18 protein-coding genes are annotated in these 16,739 nt (G+C 61.8%); 12 read left to right on the top strand and 6 right to left on the bottom strand.

Annotated features, from left to right (window positions below; genetic code table 11):
* Positions 1 to 154: 154 nt before the first annotated feature.
* Positions 155 to 622 (bottom strand): YbaK/EbsC family protein, encoded by a 468-nt coding sequence (locus tag WFJ47_RS14020; RefSeq protein WP_336763809.1) that lies wholly within the window; start codon positions 620 to 622, stop codon positions 155 to 157.
* Between the two features lie 7 nt (positions 623 to 629).
* The gene (locus WFJ47_RS14015; RefSeq protein ID WP_336763808.1) at positions 630 to 1,901 is read right to left on the bottom strand and encodes an energy transducer TonB; all 1,272 of its coding nucleotides are present in this window, start codon (positions 1,899 to 1,901) and stop codon (positions 630 to 632) included.
* A gap of 63 nt (positions 1,902 to 1,964) precedes the next feature.
* Here WFJ47_RS14015 and WFJ47_RS14010 point away from each other — a divergent pair, with 63 nt between their 5' ends.
* Complete coding sequence (locus tag WFJ47_RS14010; protein ID WP_336763807.1) at positions 1,965 to 2,609, top strand: DNA-3-methyladenine glycosylase 2 family protein; 645 nt, start codon at positions 1,965 to 1,967, stop codon at positions 2,607 to 2,609.
* Between the two features lie 19 nt (positions 2,610 to 2,628).
* On the opposite strand, the gene WFJ47_RS14005 is transcribed toward WFJ47_RS14010, so the two are convergent.
* Both WFJ47_RS14005 and WFJ47_RS14000 read right to left on the bottom strand, forming a co-directional pair.
* A complete protein-coding gene (locus WFJ47_RS14005; protein ID WP_336763806.1) occupies positions 2,629 to 4,020 on the bottom strand; it encodes a M20/M25/M40 family metallo-hydrolase in 1,392 nt (463 codons plus the stop codon).
* A 27-nt stretch (positions 4,021 to 4,047) separates the two neighbouring features.
* Complete coding sequence (locus WFJ47_RS14000) at positions 4,048 to 4,827, bottom strand: alpha/beta fold hydrolase (RefSeq protein ID WP_127102976.1); 780 nt, start codon at positions 4,825 to 4,827, stop codon at positions 4,048 to 4,050.
* A gap of 307 nt (positions 4,828 to 5,134) precedes the next feature.
* Between WFJ47_RS14000 and WFJ47_RS13995 the strand changes: the two genes are divergently transcribed.
* The 8 genes from WFJ47_RS13995 to WFJ47_RS13960 all read left to right on the top strand — a co-directional run bounded on the left by WFJ47_RS13995 (position 5,135) and on the right by WFJ47_RS13960 (position 11,978).
* Positions 5,135 to 6,775 (top strand): chloride channel protein, encoded by a 1,641-nt coding sequence (locus tag WFJ47_RS13995; protein ID WP_336763805.1) that lies wholly within the window; start codon positions 5,135 to 5,137, stop codon positions 6,773 to 6,775.
* 140 nt (positions 6,776 to 6,915) lie between these two features.
* Complete coding sequence (locus WFJ47_RS13990; protein WP_233582152.1) at positions 6,916 to 7,257, top strand: AtpZ/AtpI family protein; 342 nt, start codon at positions 6,916 to 6,918, stop codon at positions 7,255 to 7,257.
* Positions 7,258 to 7,346: 89 nt separating this feature from the next.
* A complete protein-coding gene (locus WFJ47_RS13985) occupies positions 7,347 to 8,096 on the top strand; it encodes a F0F1 ATP synthase subunit A (RefSeq protein WP_127102978.1) in 750 nt (249 codons plus the stop codon).
* A 57-nt stretch (positions 8,097 to 8,153) separates the two neighbouring features.
* Positions 8,154 to 8,378, top strand: coding sequence for an ATP synthase subunit C family protein (locus tag WFJ47_RS13980; RefSeq protein ID WP_023977841.1), 225 nt, complete (start codon positions 8,154 to 8,156; stop codon positions 8,376 to 8,378).
* A 22-nt stretch (positions 8,379 to 8,400) separates the two neighbouring features.
* Positions 8,401 to 9,003, top strand: coding sequence for a hypothetical protein (locus WFJ47_RS13975; protein ID WP_127102979.1), 603 nt, complete (start codon positions 8,401 to 8,403; stop codon positions 9,001 to 9,003).
* Positions 9,004 to 9,014: 11 nt separating this feature from the next.
* Positions 9,015 to 9,542 carry an ATP synthase F0 subunit B gene (locus WFJ47_RS13970; protein ID WP_127102980.1) on the top strand — a complete coding sequence of 176 codons (528 nt, stop codon included), beginning with the start codon at positions 9,015 to 9,017 and terminating at the stop codon, positions 9,540 to 9,542.
* A gap of 49 nt (positions 9,543 to 9,591) precedes the next feature.
* Positions 9,592 to 10,317: a glycosyltransferase family 2 protein gene (locus tag WFJ47_RS13965; protein WP_127102981.1), complete on the top strand. Its 726-nt coding sequence runs from the start codon at positions 9,592 to 9,594 to the stop codon at positions 10,315 to 10,317.
* Between the two features lie 8 nt (positions 10,318 to 10,325).
* Entirely contained in the window at positions 10,326 to 11,978 is a 1,653-nt protein-coding gene (locus WFJ47_RS13960; protein ID WP_336763800.1) for a glycosyltransferase family 39 protein, read from the top strand.
* 93 nt (positions 11,979 to 12,071) lie between these two features.
* Here WFJ47_RS13960 and WFJ47_RS13955 read toward each other — a convergent pair whose 3' ends face one another.
* On the bottom strand, positions 12,072 to 12,203 hold the full coding sequence (locus tag WFJ47_RS13955; RefSeq protein WP_255424184.1) for a hypothetical protein: 132 nt from the start codon (positions 12,201 to 12,203) through the stop codon (positions 12,072 to 12,074).
* Between the two features lie 180 nt (positions 12,204 to 12,383).
* Positions 12,384 to 12,896 carry a DUF2721 domain-containing protein gene (locus WFJ47_RS13950; RefSeq protein ID WP_336763798.1) on the bottom strand — a complete coding sequence of 171 codons (513 nt, stop codon included), beginning with the start codon at positions 12,894 to 12,896 and terminating at the stop codon, positions 12,384 to 12,386.
* Positions 12,897 to 13,055: 159 nt separating this feature from the next.
* Here WFJ47_RS13950 and WFJ47_RS13945 point away from each other — a divergent pair, with 159 nt between their 5' ends.
* The 3 genes from WFJ47_RS13945 to lldD all read left to right on the top strand — a co-directional run bounded on the left by WFJ47_RS13945 (position 13,056) and on the right by lldD (position 16,738).
* The gene (locus tag WFJ47_RS13945) at positions 13,056 to 13,868 is read left to right on the top strand and encodes a creatininase family protein (RefSeq protein ID WP_408868664.1); all 813 of its coding nucleotides are present in this window, start codon (positions 13,056 to 13,058) and stop codon (positions 13,866 to 13,868) included.
* Between the two features lie 25 nt (positions 13,869 to 13,893).
* Positions 13,894 to 15,189: a YncE family protein gene (locus WFJ47_RS13940; protein WP_336763796.1), complete on the top strand. Its 1,296-nt coding sequence runs from the start codon at positions 13,894 to 13,896 to the stop codon at positions 15,187 to 15,189.
* Positions 15,190 to 15,595: 406 nt separating this feature from the next.
* A complete protein-coding gene (lldD, locus tag WFJ47_RS13935) occupies positions 15,596 to 16,738 on the top strand; it encodes an FMN-dependent L-lactate dehydrogenase LldD (RefSeq protein WP_336763794.1) in 1,143 nt (380 codons plus the stop codon).
* Position 16,739 lies beyond the last annotated feature (1 nt).

The following is a 16,739-nucleotide window of genomic DNA, read 5'->3' as shown; positions in this document are numbered from 1 at the left end:
GGGGCGTTGTGGAGCGTTTTCGCCCTCGGACCGCCGGAAGTATTTTATCATTCGGCGGTGACCCTGAACCGGCACCTGCGCTTGCTTGTGCTCTTCTGGCTCAGACCCTCATCAAGTCAAAAGTTTTTTGGTTCTTTTTTCCAAAAAAGAACGCTCACTTCCCATCCTGCCGCACATGAACCCAAACCCCGCCTGTCAATTCGACAAGGCGTTGCGGCGTCATGCGCACCGAAGCCGTGATCGACCCGGCGGCGGGGATGATTTCGTCGAAGGCCTGGAGGGACTCATCGCAATAGACGGGGAGGGGAGCAGGCAGACCAAAAGGGCAGACACCGCCAACCGGGTGACTGGTGACGTCGAGCACGGCTTCAGGGCCCAGAAAGCGGGGCTTGCCGCCCAGCGCTTCGCGGGCGCGTTTGTTGTCGAGCCGCGCCGTACCCGCCATGACCACGAGTACGATACGCCCGCCCACATCTACGCAGAGCGTCTTCGCGATCTGATCGGGCGCCACGTTGTGCACGTCGGCGGCCTCGAGGACGGTGGCGGTGCTGCGGCCGTCATCGATGATCGACAGATCGGGGGCAAGGCGGGCGAGTTCGTCGCGAACAGAGTCCAGGCTCATACGGGTCTCAGCGTCTGATCAGGATATAATTGATGGTGAGGTCGATATCGAAATGGTCGCCCTTCATGTCCGGTGGCACCGGCGGCAGATGGGCGCCCTGGAACATGCCTGTGGTTGCAGCATCGAGGGAGTAGGAGCCCGACTGCCCGGTGAGTCGCACGGACTTCACCCGTCCGTCGCGGTCCAGGACCACATGCACGGAGGAGGGGCCGTCCTCGCCATTCTTGATAGCGTCTTCGGGGTAATAGAGATGCGCGCGAATCCAGCGATCGATCTCGCTGCCATAGTCATCGCTCACCCCGCGAATGGAGTTGCGCGTCATGAACGGCGCGTTGATCTGCCCATTGGTCGACAATGGACCGAGTGACATGTCGATCGGCGCACCAGAACCGCCACGGCGCCCGCGCTGACGACGCGGGGTGGAGGGGGCTTCGCCAAAATCGAGCGTGGTCATATTCGCGAAGGGGTTATCCGACTGCCTGGTGGTCGGGCGGCGGCTCGAACGATGGCTATGAGCCCGTGTCTGGGTCTGCCTGCCCGATTTGGCAATGCCGGGGCTGACCGGACGGTCTGTCTGGGTCTTGGGCAGCTCTGTAGAAGGGCCCTCGGGGACAGGCGGAGCTGCGGGCGGTGTCGGGGTCGGAACGGCCGGGGTCGGGGTGGATTCGGCCTGATCGGGTTGCTGTTCCTGCTGTTGCTCGGGGCTGGATGCCGAAGGGGCATCGTGGCTCTGCGAGGGCTTTTCCTCCCCGCCCGGCTTGTCCTCATGCGGGCCAGCCATGCCACTGCGGGAGGGCGGCGCGAACATCATTTCGACCTGAGGCTGTTCTATTCCCTCGGGCAAACCGCGCGCATGGCGGGCGCCTTCGAGCAGCAGCAAGCCGATCAACAGGGCATGGGCGATGGCCGAGGCGACGAGAACGGTCGTGACGCCCGGGTCTTCGAGAACCTGAGGGCGGATCAGTGAGGCGCTGGCCGGTTTGAGGTCCGGCTCGAGCCCGGTTCTCGGCTCGTGGTGGGAAAAACGGAATCGGCTGCCCTTGACGGGGGGAGGAGCGCGCAGCAACGCGGCAGCCGGCGCAAAAAGCAGCGGTTCGTTTCGCACCCGCTTCTTGCCCGGGCGCAAAGCATTGGCCACACCGGAAGAGGGCGGAGCCGGATCGACGGGCTGGGTGCGTTTCAGAAGAACACCTGTAGAGAAACAGAACACACGCCGCCACGTGGCCGGGCAGGCGGCGAACTCTGCATGACGACACGATCTGGCACTTGCCGCTATCATGGCATCGGACCCATCATCTTGCCAAGCGCATGAGGGCCAAGCTTGATACAGAAGAGAAAAAAGATGGTTCTCGATGATCCCGATCTCTACCGATGCCTTAGTCAGGATCCGCCGCTCGCTGCGGCCATGGAGCGCATAGGTCCTTGCCGCCTCAGGGGCAGCGACGGCAAGACGCCTTATCAGGCGTTGTTTCGCGCCATTGTCGGGCAGCAGTTGCACGGGCGCGCGGCGGAAGCCATTCTCGGGCGTATCTGCGCGCTCGGCGATGGCGAGACACCCAGCCCTCAGGATTTTGCGACCTACACGGATGAGAGTTTGCGCGCATGTGGTCTCTCTGCTGCCAAGCTTCTGGCACTGAGAGGGCTGGCCGAAGCGACCATATCGGGCGTCGTACCCGATCCGGTTGAAGCGCAGAACCTGAGCGATGACGCCCTGATTGCCCGGCTGGTTACACTGCGGGGGATCGGACGCTGGACCGTCGAGATGTTGCTCATTTTTACATTAAATCGGCGAGATGTCCTGCCGGTCGATGATTTCGCGATCCGGGCAGGATGGCAGAAGCTGCGCGGGCTGGACCTGCCACCCAAACCCGCAGCATTACGCGCAGAGGGTTTGCGCTTTGCCCCCTATCGCTCCGCGCTCGCCTGGTATCTCTGGCGCCTGTCTGAGGAGGGCAAGGCCATCAAGAATGTGCTGACCGGAGATTGAGCGCCATGACCTGCCTGCCTCAGTGCCGGGTCAGGTCCGGAATGATCGAAAGCAGGAAATGCAGCCCTGGCGTGATGGTCGAAAGCGGGATGCGCTCGTTCAGCCCATGGCTGAAATCATCCGACGACTTGATGAAGATCGGGCTCGCGCCATAGCTCGGAATGCCGAGCTGCCTGAACCACATGCTGTCGCTTGCACCCGAACTCATGCTGGGAAAGCTCGGAACGCTTGGAAAAGCTGCCTGAGCCGCTCGTGCGATAGCCGGGGGAAATACGCCATCGAGGGGGGAGGGCTGTGTTTCGACCGAGCCTGCACTCCGGTCTTCGATCCGTATCGTCGGGTCCTGAACGAGCGCATTGAGATCACGCATGATGTCCCAGCGCGAATGCCCGGGGAAGATGCGGCAATTGATATTGGCTTCGGCGTGTTGGGGCAGGGCGTTCAGCGCATGGCCGCCCTTGATCATCGTGACCACACAGGTGGTTCCAATGCTCCCCACAAGCGCCGGATCGGCCCGCAGCGTGGCCACAGCCTCGGTATTGCCGGGGCTCGCGGCAAAGGCGCGCATGGCGGCTGCCAGCCTGGGGGAGGAGAAGCGCGCGGCATTCATGAAGTAACTGCGCGTAAGGGCATTCAACTCAGGGGTGAAGGGATGGGCCTTGATCTTGAGCAGGCCGCTCGCCAGGACGTCGATGGCGTTGCGCGCACGTGGCTCCGAGGAATGTCCTCCCGGGTCACTGACGATAAGCGCAAAATCCGCGTAGGTTTTTTCAGCGCCCGACCAGCTGTAATAGAGGGGGCGCCCGGTTTCCTCGTCGAGAACGCCCCCTCCCACATCCAGATTGAGAACCTCCTGCGCATCGGAAAGCGATTTGGCGAGCATCTGGCTCGTTTGCATCGTCGTCTCTTCATCTCCCGAGAGAGCAAGGACGATTCCGCGCTCCGGACGGTAGCCCTGCTGCCTGAGATGAATCAGTGCTGTGATGCCGAGCGCATTGCTCATTTTCATATCGGTGGCGCCCCGACCGAAGAGATAGCCTTCCTCGACCACCGGGACGAAGGGGTCTCGAGTCCAGTCTGAAGCGTTGGCGGCCACCACATCCATATGGCCCGAGATGACGAGCGGCTTCAGCGCCGGATTACGGCCCGGCCAGCGCAGGGTGAGATAGGCTGTCTGACCCACAGGCGTGATCGTAATGGCCGAGGCGGGAAAGCCGCCCTCGGTCAGCGTTTTCTCGTAAAGGTGGGCGACATCCATGACCTGATTGTCCGGGCCTGCAACGGAACGCAGGGCGATCGAACTCTTCGCCAGATCAAGCGCCTGCAATCCGTCCCGTGTGAGGGAAGGCAGAGGCTCGGCCTGGGCGGAGCCGATGCAGAAAAGCAGCATCAGGGCGGAGCGTCTGATCATGGAAAAACCTTGCACAGGGCCTGACAATCAGATGTTCTCGATAAAATCGAGCATCTTTTCGGAAAAGAGTTTCGGGTTGTCCGCATGCAGCCAGTGACCCGCATCGGGGATGGTCTCGAGCCTGTAGTGCGGGAAGAGACGGCGCATGACCGGCTCATGGTCCTTGGTGATGTACGGAGAATGTTCCCCCCGCAGGAAGAGCGTCGGTCCCTCATAGACGTAACCCTCGGGAACATAGGGCCAGTTCTCGATATTCGTCATCGAGCTGGCAATGTCCCGCAGGCCGATCTGCCAGCCCGGCTCTGGACCGAGACGCACGTTCTGCAGCATCAGGTCACGCACGCTGCGGTTCGGAATATCCCTGGCCAGAAGCTGGTCCGCCTGCTGACGGTCGAGGTGATCGGGAAAATGGATGTGCAGCATCGCCTCGGCCAGAGCCGCCTGGCCGAATCCCGTGCGCGCAGGGGCCATATCGCCCACCAGCAGACCGGATACGAGCTCCGGATATTGAAGGGCCATGATCATGGCCAGCTTGCCGCCCATGGAATGCCCGACCAGAATGGCGGGTAGTGCTTCATGATGGCGCAGGGTCTCGACCACGTCATCGACCATGGCGGGGAAGTCCATCGGGCCGTGAGGGCTCTCGCCGTGATTGCGCAGGTCCAGCGCCAGGGTGCGATGGGTGCGCGCTACCTGGCGCTGCAGGAACCCCATATTGCGCCCTCGTCCGAACAACCCATGAAGAAACACGACCGGCGGATGTCCGGCGGGCTGGGCCGAGAGGCGTTCGATGACGTTCAGCAGCACGGTGAGAGGATCCTTTCAGAGCAGCGGAGTGGTCAGAGTCTGGGGTTTTCTGTTGCCTGCGGCAAGTCTGAACGACAATAAGGACAGTGCTCGCCCCCGGCTCTGGGGATCACGTCTCTCGAAAGTCATGTCAGGATCTTTCTTGGCCTCAGGGTTCTCCAGAACTGTCAGAGGGCTCGCCCTCAAACGGCTCCGGCTTGGTGTGCCTGTTCCGTACTATGTGCGCGCGCTCGTCCGATCCAATGAAATCTGGTTGACTGTCTTATCATCATGTGTCGGCGCGCTGGCCGGAATATGCGTCTGGCTCATGACCTGCAGCACCCTCGCGGCGCATCGCTGGCTCTATGCGCTGCATAATGATGGGCGTCTTTCCGGGCTGGCCAGCCTCGCCCCATGGCGCACCCTCGTGATGCCCTGTCTGGGCGGGCTGGTGCTCGGCCTGTTCGGGCTGCTGATCGCGAAACGCTTCCGCCATCGACCCGTTGACCCGATTGAAGCCAATGCCCTTCATGGTGGACGTATGTCGGTGCGCGACAGCACTATCGTGGCGTTCCAGACCTTTCTTTCCAATGGCAGCGGAGCGTCGCTGGGGCTCGAGGCGGGATTCACGCAGATTGCAGCCGCGCTCGGGAGTTTCTGCGGCCGCCTTTTCAGGGTGCGCCGCGCCGATTTGCGTATCCTGGTAGGATGCGGGGCTGGCGGCGCGATCGGGGCGGCCTTCGATGCTCCCATTGCCGGCGCATTCTATGCGTTCGAGCTGGTGATCGGGACCTATTCCCTCGTCAATCTGGCGCCTGTGGCGGTGGCGTGTATCGCGGCTGTGGGCACGGCTCATCTGCTGGGAGGCGTCAGCACGACGCTTTCTCTTCTGCCTCATCCCCAGTTGACCCTGCGCGATACGCTCCCGGTGCTGGCGCTTGGCGTGTTCTGCGGGCTGATCGGCATTGGCACCATGCGGGGGGTCACTCTGGCCGAGGTGTTATTCCGCCACCTTTCCCTGCCGTCCTGGCTGCGCCCTGCGCTGGGCGGGCTCATGGTAGGGGGGCTCGCGCTCTATTCGCCGTCCATTCTCTCGGCGGGCCATGCTGCGGTCAGAAAGGTTCTGGAGGAAGGACAGGCTCTCGGGCCCATCTGCCTGCTCCTCATCTTCAAGGTACTGGCCTCGTCCATTTCGATCGGGAGCGGCTTTCGCGGTGGGCTGTTCTTCGCCTCGCTTTATCTCGGGGTGCTCTCCGGATCGCTTTTCGGCTTTGGTCTCGAGTCATTGGGCCAGGGAGGCCCCTCGGTCACGACCTGCGCCGTGCTCGGTATGAGCGCCACGGCGGTCGCGATCATCGGTGTGCCCATGACCATGACCTGCCTGATCCTTGAGATGACCGCAGATCTGTCGCTCGCGAGCGGTGTGTTGCTTGCCAGCGTACTCTCCCTTCTCACAGTGCGTCAGCTCTTCGGTTATTCCTTTGCGACATGGCGTTTCCACCAGAGAGGGGAATCGATTCGATCCGCCATCGATGTGGGCTGGCTGCGTGAACTCGTGGTCGAGAAACTGATGCAGCGCGAGGTGCCCTGTCGCGCCCCGGAGATGCGTCTTGCCGAAGCGCGACTGAGCTGCCCGCTCGGAATGGGGCCTCACATCGTTCTGACTGAGCCAGGGGGGCGTTATCGCGGGATCGTGTTGCTGTCCGAAATACACGCCCCCGATCATCCGTCCGAGCGGTCTTTGGCGAGCCTCGCCCTGCAGAGGGAGACGGTTCTGACACCCGGCATGTCCTGTCGCGAAGCGGTCGGGCTGTTCGAGCGGGCTGAGGCAGATGCACTTGTTGTTGTGGCTGATTATGCCACCGCAAAGGTCGTGGGAATGCTGAGCGAGAAATACGTTCTGCGCCGCTATGCCGAGGCTCTGGACCGCACCAGAAGGGAGCTGGCCGGAGAGGCGCGTATGGTGTGACACGCAAGGCGCAGCGGGGCGAAACGGGCTGAAGAAATCATTGTCCAGCTGTTACGAGGCGTTGACACGACACGTCGACATGGGTAGCAGACGCGCACCAAGGACTCCCCGCTCAGGGGAGAAAAGCGAGGTATGGAATCGTGGGCGCACAGGACGACCTGAACGTTTCCTCGCAAGCGGGCGAAGGTGCTGAGAGCTTCGACAAGAGGCTTGCAGAGGCTGAAGCCCGGATGCGCGGCAAAAGCGGCAAGTCGGACAACGTTTCCACGCAGGATGGTGGCAATGCCGATTACTCGGCATTCGGGCTGGCAATGAGGATCGGGACCGAAATGGTCGCGGCACTGGTTGTCGGTGTGGTTCTGGGGTATGGGCTTGATCGCCTGTGCGGGACCAAGCCTCTCTTTCTGATCCTGTTCTCGCTCGTCGGCGGTGCGGCAGGAATGCTGAATGTCTGGCGTGCGGTGAAAAACGCCAACGTCTGACGTCCCGGCGCAGGGTATGCGTCGGTTTTTGGGTTTTCATGGATTGCCGGGGTCCTCCCGGGATCTGCATCGTAAACGGGAGAGGCAGCTTGGCCGCCGGATCAACGATTGACGCGCTCGGCCAGTTCGAGCTTCATCCTGTTCTCGGGCAGATCGGCGAGGCGCTGCGCTTCAGCCAGTCTCCGGCCTTCATGCTGGTGGCTGTCGTCCTGGTTCTCGGCTTCCTGTATATTGGCATGCGCCCCGCTGCTGTCGTGCCGGGACGAATGCAGGCCGCGGCTGAGCTGGGCTACGACTTCATCCATAACATGGCTGTCGAGACCATTGGCAAGGAAGGCACAGCCTTCTTCCCGTTCGTCTTCGCTCTGTTCTTCTTCATTCTGGCTGGCAACTATCTGGGCCTGATCCCCTATTGCTTTACCTTTACGAGCCATATTGCGGTCACGGCTTCTCTGGCCATCCTCGTTTTCGTGGTGTCGATTCTGGCCTCGCTGAAATACCAGGGCATCAAGTTCTTCGCGCATTTCATGCCTGAAGGTGCCCCTGCGTTCCTTGCGCCGCTTCTGATCCCGATCGAGATCCTTTCCTTTCTTTCGCGACCCGTCAGCCTGTCGATCCGACTTTTCGCCAACATGATGGCTGGTCACGTTCTGCTCGAAGTTTTTGCCGGCTTCACCCTGATGCTGGCTGGTCTTGGAGCTTTCGGGTCTGTGCTGGCCGTGACGCCTGTCGTCATCAATGTCGCGCTGACGGCTCTGGAATTGCTGGTGGGCGTTCTGCAGGCTTATGTGTTCGCCATCCTCACCTGCATTTATCTGCGTGAGGCTGTGGCGCACTGAGTGCACGCCCCGATCCACGCTCAACTGTTGTATCGTCGTAACCAAGGAACCTGACTCATGGACGTCTCTGCTGCTCGCGAAATCGGCGCCGGTATTGCTGTTATCGCTCTTGCCGGTGTCGGCATCGGCCTCGGCAACATCTTCTCCACGCTGGTGAGCTCGATCGCCCGCAACCCGGCTGCCCGCCCCCACGTGTTCGGCCTCGGCATGCTCGGCTTCGCGCTGACGGAAGCCGTCGCGCTGTTCGCTCTTCTGATCGCCTTCCTGATCCTCTTCGTCTGATCGAAAGGCAGGGATAGCCATCATGCGCCTTCCGTCTCGAAATCTCGCTGCCCCGCTGGCCATTGCGCTGGCGCTCGGCACTGTGCCGGGACGGGCCTGGGCCGTTGGCATGCCGCAGCTTGACTTCTCCAACCCCCTGCTCATCGGGCAGGTGGTCTGGGGAGCGGTCATTTTCGCGGTTTTCTACGTCATTCTGAGCCGCTCGGCCCTGCCACGCATCGAAGGGGTTCTGACCCATCGACGCAACCGGATCGAGGGCGATCTCGATATTGCCCGCCGTGCCCGTGACGACGCTGATCGCGCCGTTGACGAGCTGCGTCGCGCCCGCCATGACGCGGCTGCGCAGGCCCAGGCCAATATTGACCGGGTCGTTCAGGAAGCCCGTTCGGCTGCCGAAGCCCAGACCCATGAAATGAACCATCGGCTCATGGCCGATATTGCCGAAGCCGAGAAGCGCATCGCCTCTGCCCGTGCAGAAGCGCTCGCAAGCCTGCCTGGCGTGGCGACCGAGACGGCCCAGAGCCTGATCGAGAAGCTGCTGCGCCCTGCAGGTATCGAGAATGCAATCTCCGAGGCACAGGTGCAGGATGCCGTCCGCACCGGTCTCGCGGCAAGCAGAGGCTGAGGGATAACGCGATGTTCCACGATCAACGTTTTTGGGTCGCCGTTTCCTTCGTCGCCTTCTTCGTGCTGTTCGGCGGCAAGCTCTGGAAGGCCATTGCGGCCGTTCTGGACGCCCGCGCCAATCAGGTCCGCAGCAACCTCGACGAGGCGAGCCGCCTGCGTCGTGAGGCCGAGAAGATGCTTGAGGATGCCACGCGCGAGCGTGAACAGGCTCTGGCCGAATCCCGCGCCCTGATCGAGCGTTCGCGTGAGGAAGCCGCTGCCATTGCCGAGCATGCCCGCCGCGAAGCCGAGGCTGTGGCATCACGCCGCGAGCAGATGGCGCGTGACCGTATTGCTGCCTCCGAGCGCCAGGCAATTCGGGAAATGCGTGAAGTCGCGGCCGATGCCGCGATCCAGGCGACACGCGCTCTGGTCGGCCAGTATCTGCGCTCTGAGCAGGCCGGGGCCTCAGCCCTGCTTGATCGGGGTATCAGCGACCTGCCCCAGGCGCTCAAGGCATCGAATGAGGCCGGATCGCGCAGCCAGAGCGCTGCGTGACCGATCTGTCCGGGCGGCATGCCCGGACAAGCCATAGGCGGTTTCTGCCATGAGTGTACGACTTTCCATCGTCATTGCTGTTCTCAACGAGGCGGAAAATATCCGTCCGGTTTGCGAGGAACTCGCGAACGTCTTCGAGAACGCTCCCGATATCGAAATCCTTTTTGTCGATGATGGCAGCACGGATGCCACCTGCGAGGCGCTTCTGGCGGCGCGCGGGGAGCTGCTTCCCGGACTGCGCCTGTTGAGCCATGATCGGCGTCGCGGAAAATCGGCAGCCCTGCGCACGGGTATCGAGGCGGCGCACGGGAACTGGATTGCCACGCTCGACGGTGACGGACAGGACGATCCGGCAGTTATCATCGACATGCTCAAGCGGGCCGAGGCCTGCAAGGAGGGAGAGCCACTGGTGGTGGGTGTGCGCCTCAAGCGTAGCGATCGGTTGTCGCGTGTCATCGCCACGAAGCTGGCCAATGGCCTGCGTCGTCGTCTGCTCAAGGATGGCTGCCCCGATACCGGCGCCCCCATGAAGCTTTTCGCGCGCTCAGCCTTCCTGCGTATCCCCCAGTTCGAAGGCGTGCACCGCTTTCTTCCCGCCCTGCTGGGTTGTTACGGGGCGAAGCTCATCTGTGTTGAGACGCGTCATCGCGCCCGTCTGCATGGACAGTCCAAATATACCAATTTCAATCGCGCGCTCGTCGGCATCCGTGATCTTCTGGGTGTCATGTGGCTGCTCAATCGTACGAGACTGCCGGGCCGCGTAACCGAACGCTGAGGGCTCTGATGACTCTGACCTGGCGCCACTATCTCGGCGTGGCTTTGCTGACCCTGCTGATCTTCCTGCCGGGGCGTATGAGCCTCGTGCCGCTCGATCGCGACGAGCCGCGTTATATGGAAGCCTCGGCCCAGATGATCGAGAGCGGCAATTACGTCGATGTCCGCTTCCTTGATCAGCCGCGTTATCTGCAGCCCGCCGGGATCTACTGGCTCGAGGCAACTGCCGAGCGAATCGCAGGCGGTCCTCATGCGCGCCATGTTGCCTGGCCCTATCGCATCCCCAGCCTGATCGCCGCCATCTCGGCGGTGACCCTGACCGCCTATCTCGGCGCAACCCTTTTTGGTGGGGTGGCCGGTCTTCTGGCGGCGGGTTTTCTGGCGGTTTCCACGCTGCTGACCGCTGAAGGCCGCATGGCCACGATCGATACAGTGCTGCTGCTGGATATCCTGCTGGTTCAGACCGCGCTGCTGCGCGCCTATATGGACGAACAGCGCAGTCGTGTGACGCCGCTTCCAGTCGCTCTGCTCTACTGGGTGGCGCTCGGTTGCGGGCTCATGCTCAAGGGGCCGGTGGTACTGATACCCGGTCTCGCCACCCCCCTCGCGCTTCGCATCATCGAGCGTCAGGCGGGCTGGTTCCGGCGCCTGCGCCCGAGCTGGGGCTGGTTGCTGACCCTCGCCGTGGTGCTGCCCTGGTGCATCGCCATCGGCGTGGTGAGCCATGGCGAATTTTTCTCGCGTTCCGTCGGGACGAATTTTCTGGGCAAGATCGGTCATGGACAGCAGGCGCATGGTCTGCCTCCGGGCTTCCATATTGCGGTCTTCCTGTTGGCCTTCTGGCCCGGTTCGCTCTTTCTGGTTCTGGGCCTGCCCGCCATCTGGGCGCGCCATCGCGAACCCGCCATCCGCTTTCTGTTATGCTGGATCGTTCCGCACTGGCTCGTTTTCGAGGCGATCGCGACGAAGCTGCCGCACTACGTACTGCCCACCTACCCAGCTATTGCCATTCTCACAGCCGCGACCTTGACCCGCTGGCCCCTGCGTCGCCCCAACGCTCTCTGGGCAAAGGGCATGATGGGGCTTTATGGGCTTCTCTGGGGCGTACTCTCCCTTGCTTTTGTCGTGGCGGGGGCGATCCTGCTCTGGACGAGTGAGCATCGTCTCGATTATGGCGCGCTGATTGCGCTCGCCGGGGCCTTGCCGCTGGTGCTCTACACATTCTGGCTCATGTGGAGGGCCGATCGCTTTCGGGCAGCCTGGGTGATGTTGAGCGCAGCCGTGGTGATCCATGCAGGGATATTCCTGACGGTCATTCCCAATCTGGGTCTGTTGCAACTCGCGCCGCGAGCTGCCGCTCTATACGATGATTACCGCCCTTGCGAGAACAGTACCCTCGTTTCCGTTTCCTACTCCGAACCGAGCCTGGCATTTCTGGCTGGGTCGAACACAAAGCTTCTGGGAGTGGGGCCAGCTTCGGAATTTCTGACGACGAATGCGGCCTGCGCATTGGTTCTGGTCGACCGCAAGGATGAAACAGCTCTGCATGCGGCGATGGAAACCCGAGGCTTCGGTCTGACGGAATATGGCCGCGTGAACGGGCTCAACTATTCCAATGGTCATCATCTGGATCTGGGACTGTTTGCCCCTGTGCGTCAATAGAGACTGACAGAATGAATAGCTTGAAGAGGGAAGGCGATATTATTTTTATTCGCTTAACTTCTTCAAGTAATCATCGGTCCGATCGCTGGGCGATCAGGCTGTGCGGTCAGCGGCAATCGTGGCAACAAGAAGAGCGCCAATAACAGGAATGAAGGAGATCATCGACAGGGCGCTGAGGGCGCTGAACGGGTGGGCGAGAATGTTGGCGATTTCGACGGTAAACATGAGAATTTCCTTGGGTATCTGATGTGTCGGCGCGGTAAGAGCGCTCAAACCAACCCAAAGGCAATCTCATAAAACGCGTTCCAGCAATGCAGTAAACGCATGGAACGAACATGATTTCTATTTACGGGTTACTGGGGGTGTCTGGGTGATATAAAATTCCGCCTCACCCACCCTTGAATGTTATCTTGTTGCTTTGATGAGCGCCATCGGCTTGGGAAGGGCACCGTCTCTTTTCAGGCCATGCCACGCGAGAAACGTGTCGACCAGAAAGGAAGAGAGCGCACCGACCGTGCAGAACAGGGCGCCTCCAAACAGAAAGATGAGCCAGGCGACGGTCTGGCTATTGTGCAGGCTGCCAACGAAAAGCGCCAGAGCGGCGCCGCAGGTCGAGGCGCCTCCCACCCCCCCCAGCATGATGGCGCTATCGAGCGCGAAGACCCGGCGTCTCAGTCGGCGCTGATGGCGTTCGAGTCTCGCGCGCTCCTCCGGGTCATCCGTCTGGCCATCCAGGCGATGCGCTACTTCTTCCACATGATCGGATACCCGGGCCAGACGTGTATTGAAGAGCGTCAGGAGGGAGGCCACGCCGGACAGCATGAAAACCGGGGTCAGCGCGGTCTGGATGACATGCGCAACGCTGTCGATGGGTTCGGGGGCCAGAAGGGCGTTGAGGCCGACAGGGTCGAGCGCCATGGGGCAGGGGCTCCGTAGTCTGGAGGGCAGGAGAGGGGCAGGTTCTACAGCCCTGGCAAAACTCTGCAACATCAAGGGCCCGGCACTGGCACGGGGCCGAAGCTGTGTTAGAACAGGCTGTAACAGAATACTCCCTGCTTCAAGGTGGAAATTCCGCGCGTGCCGAACCTTCTCTCCCTGCGCCAGCGTTTCTGCGCCGCGCTTCTGGCTGCTCCGCTGGCTCTGGCCGCTGTACCGTCTGCGCAAGCTGCAAGCGTCGAATTCTCCCGACTCACCTGGACCGAAATCCAGGCTCAAATTCAGAGTGGCACGGATACCATCATCGTGCCTGTCGGCGGGACCGAGCAGAGCGGCCCTTATATCGCGGTCGGCAAGCACAATGTGCGGGCTGAAGTGCAGGCTCAACGGATCGCTCAGGCGCTCGGTCATACGCTGGTCGCGCCGGTCATGGCCTATGTCCCTGAGGGCGGGACGGATCCGCGGAGCTCCCATATGCGTTTCGCCGGCACCATCTCGATCCCGCCTGCCGTGTTCGAAGGGGTAATCGAAGGCGCGGGAGAGAGTTTTCATGTACAGGGTTTTCGTCGTGTCGTGTTTATCGCCGATCACGGCGGATATTTGTCCTATCTCAAGGCGGCTGTGGCCAAGCTGAACAATAAATGGCGCGGTCAGGGAGAGGCGCTCTACCTGGCGGCTTATTACGATAGTATCGGGTCCACCTACGCTCAGGTCCTTCGTCAGAAAGGCTTCGGGGCCGATCTGGGCAAACATGCCGATTTGAGTGATACGGCGCTCATGCTGGCCATCGACCCGGGGATGGTACGTGAAAAGGCCCTCAGGGCAGCGTCCCTGCCAGGCGCGGCCCAGGGTGTGTATGGAGGGGACCCCCGTCCCGCCACTGCGGATCTGGGGCGTATCGGCACGGAGATTCAGGTTCAGGCAGCACTCAATGCCCTCGGCAGATCCCGCTGAGATGAATCGTTTTCAAGGAGCATCTATGAAGTTCTCACGTCATGCGTTCGTTGTTTCGCTGTTGGGTCTGACGCTCGGCGCAGCCCCTGCGACACGGGCGCAAGAGGCCGCACCGAAAACGGTTCCGGCCAGTCCTGCCGCCCCGAATGAGACGGCCCCTGCAGCCCCCGTCACGAATGCGCCTGCATCCGGAGCTCCTTCCGCCGCCCCCGGCGCGTCTGCAGCGCCTGCGGTGGCTGATGCCCCGGTTCAGACCATACCCGGAATGCCGCCCGTGCTGGATCCACACGATATCTATAGCGAGACGGTGGCTGGCAAGATCTCGCCTGCGATCAAGGACGATCTGGCACGCGTCTATGTGCCCAATCTGCGCGGCAACAGCGTTTCGGTCATTGATCCGGCGACCTTCAAGGTTGTCGACACCTTCAAGGTCGGCCGCAGCCCGCAGCATGTCGTGCCGAGCTGGGATCTGCGTACGCTCTGGGTCACCAATAATGCCGAGGGCAGCAACGATGGCAGCCTGACGCCCATCGACCCGCGCACCGGCAAGCCCGGTCAGGCCATCACGGTCGATGATCCCTACAACATGTATTTCACCCCCGATGGCAAATACGCCATCGTCGTGGCCGAGGCGCATGAGCGCCTTGATTTCCGTGACCCGCATACGATGGCGCTTGTCGGGTCGGTCGAGGCACCGCAATGCAAGGGCATCAACCACGCCGATTTCTCCATCGACGGGCGCTACGCCATTTTCACCTGCGAGTTCGGGGGGTATCTGGCGAAGATCGACACGGTCAATCGCAGTCTGATCGGCTATCTGAAGCTTTCCAAGGGCGGTATGCCGCAGGATATCCTGACAGCGCCTGACGGGCATAAATTCTACATTGCCGACATGCATGCCGATGGTGTGTTCGTGGTCGATGGCGACAGTTTCAAGGAAACGGGTTTCATCCCGACCGGCCCGGGTACCCATGGCGAATATCCGAGCCGCGACGGCAAGTTCATGTATGTGGCCAATCGCGGATCGCACAAGATCCATGGCCCACGTCGCAGCCCCGGCAGCGTCTCGGTCATCGACTTCGCGACCGATAAGGTGGTCAAGACCTGGCCGATCCCCGGCGGTGGGAGCCCCGATATGGGCAATGTCAGCGCAGACGGCAAGCTGCTCTGGCTCTCGGGCCGCTTCGATGATGTTGCCTATGCCATTGATACCGAGACGGGCGACGTGAAGAAGATTCCGGTCGGTGCAGAGCCGCACGGCCTGACAGTCTGGCCGCAGCCGGGTCGTTACAGCGTGGGTCATACCGGCATTCTGCGCTGACCTTGCTTATCCCGCCCCGGGGCCAGCTGTGGCATCGGGGCGGGGCTTGCCTCAAGGACGCCGTTGCCCTTCCGGTCTGAGCCTGGGAGCTGGCGCATCATCCAGCCTCTCGGGTAAGAATGCGCTCCAGCGGGTCCGAGGCCTGCATCCCGCCTGCGATTGTACCAGAGCCTTGCGGGAGGCCAGAGGCGGGTTCACAGGCCTTTCTCCAAGCATTCCGCGAATGCGGGCACACGACAAGATTCGCGATGGGCTGACCCTGATGGACCAGGCGCCTCAGCACCGTGTCTTCCCTTTTGTCAGCCTGCGTCGATGCGGATGGCTGCACAGGGTTGTGACTGGACGCCCGTCTCGGTCTAACGCCTTTCTGGGCAAAAACATCGCTTTCCGAAGGAGCCCCACCCCGATGCTGATTTCCGCCCCGACGGATTATCGCGAGGCTGCGCGGCGCAGGCTTCCTCCGTTCCTGTTTCACTACATCGATGGCGGGGCTTATGCGGAATATACGATGAACCGCAACCAGGCTGATCTGTCAGCCGTCGCGTTGCGTCAGCGTATTCTGAAGAACATGGCCGGGCTGGATACGTCGATAAGCCTGCTGGGACAGAAATTCGCTTTTCCCGCAGCTCTGGCGCCAGTCGGGCTCACCGGTATGTATGCCCGAAGAGGCGAGGTTCAGGCTGCGCGCGCGGCGGCGCGCAAGGGCATACCCTTCACGCTCTCCACTGTGTCGGTCTGTCCGATCGAGGAAGTGCAGAGCCAGTCGCCCACCCCCATCTGGTTCCAGCTCTATGTGCTGAAAGACCGCGGCTTCATGCGTCATGTGCTGGAACGCGCGCGCGAAGCGGGTGTGACCACACTGGTCTTCACGGTCGACATGCCCATGCCGGGGGCGCGCTATCGCGATATCCATTCGGGTATGTCAGGGCCCTATGCAGCAGCCAGACGCCTTGCCCAGGCAATGGGCCACCCCCATTGGGCCTGGCATGTGGGGGTGAGGGGCAAGCCGCATGATCTGGGGAATATCTCCACCTATCGGGGGCACCCTACGGGGCTGCAGGATTATATCGGCTGGTTGGGCCGCAATTACGACCCGTCGATCAGCTGGAAGGATCTCGAATGGATACGCACCTTCTGGAAGGGGCCCATGTTGATCAAGGGTATTCTCGATGTCGAGGATGCGCGCGACGCCGTCCGCTTTGGTGCTGACGGGATCGTCGTGTCCAATCATGGGGGAAGGCAACTCGATGGTGTGCCGTCAAGCTGCCGCGCCCTTCCGGCCATTGCTCAAGCCGTTAAAGGCGAACTTGCCATTCTGGCCGATTCGGGTGTCCGTTCCGGGCTCGATATTGCGCGTATGGTTGCCCTCGGGGCCGATGCCGTGCTGCTGGGACGTGCCTATATCTACGCGCTTGCGGCAGGCGGTCAGAACGGTGTGAGCCGCCTGCTCGATCTGATGGAGCAGGAATTGCGCGTCGCCATGACCCTGACCGGCGCCCGGACCATCGACCAACTGACGCGGGAGAGTCTGGTCAAGGCGCTCTCCTGAC

Source organism: Asaia sp. VD9 (assembly GCF_037150015.1).
Classification (GTDB): Bacteria; Pseudomonadota; Alphaproteobacteria; order Acetobacterales; family Acetobacteraceae; genus Asaia.
Note: the sequence above shows the minus strand (reverse complement) of the source record. Positions and strands in the feature narration are given on the sequence as shown.

Coding starts and splice junctions, on each gene's coding strand:
- WFJ47_RS13950 (WP_336763798.1), bottom strand. CDS start 12,896: ATGGCGCTCGACCCTGTCGGCCTCAACGCCCTTCTGGCCCCCGAACCC.
- WFJ47_RS14005 (WP_336763806.1), bottom strand. CDS start 4,020: ATGATCAGACGCTCCGCCCTGATGCTGCTTTTCTGCATCGGCTCCGCC.
- WFJ47_RS14020 (WP_336763809.1), bottom strand. CDS start 622: ATGAGCCTGGACTCTGTTCGCGACGAACTCGCCCGCCTTGCCCCCGAT.
- WFJ47_RS13955 (WP_255424184.1), bottom strand. CDS start 12,203: ATGTTTACCGTCGAAATCGCCAACATTCTCGCCCACCCGTTCAGCGCC.
- WFJ47_RS13965 (WP_127102981.1), top strand. CDS start 9,592: ATGAGTGTACGACTTTCCATCGTCATTGCTGTTCTCAACGAGGCGGAA.
- WFJ47_RS14015 (WP_336763808.1), bottom strand. CDS start 1,901: ATGATAGCGGCAAGTGCCAGATCGTGTCGTCATGCAGAGTTCGCCGCC.
- WFJ47_RS13980 (WP_023977841.1), top strand. CDS start 8,154: ATGGACGTCTCTGCTGCTCGCGAAATCGGCGCCGGTATTGCTGTTATC.
- lldD (WP_336763794.1), top strand. CDS start 15,596: ATGCTGATTTCCGCCCCGACGGATTATCGCGAGGCTGCGCGGCGCAGG.
- WFJ47_RS13940 (WP_336763796.1), top strand. CDS start 13,894: ATGAAGTTCTCACGTCATGCGTTCGTTGTTTCGCTGTTGGGTCTGACG.
- WFJ47_RS13975 (WP_127102979.1), top strand. CDS start 8,401: ATGCGCCTTCCGTCTCGAAATCTCGCTGCCCCGCTGGCCATTGCGCTG.
- WFJ47_RS14010 (WP_336763807.1), top strand. CDS start 1,965: ATGGTTCTCGATGATCCCGATCTCTACCGATGCCTTAGTCAGGATCCG.
- WFJ47_RS13970 (WP_127102980.1), top strand. CDS start 9,015: ATGTTCCACGATCAACGTTTTTGGGTCGCCGTTTCCTTCGTCGCCTTC.
- WFJ47_RS13960 (WP_336763800.1), top strand. CDS start 10,326: ATGACTCTGACCTGGCGCCACTATCTCGGCGTGGCTTTGCTGACCCTG.
- WFJ47_RS13995 (WP_336763805.1), top strand. CDS start 5,135: ATGACCTGCAGCACCCTCGCGGCGCATCGCTGGCTCTATGCGCTGCAT.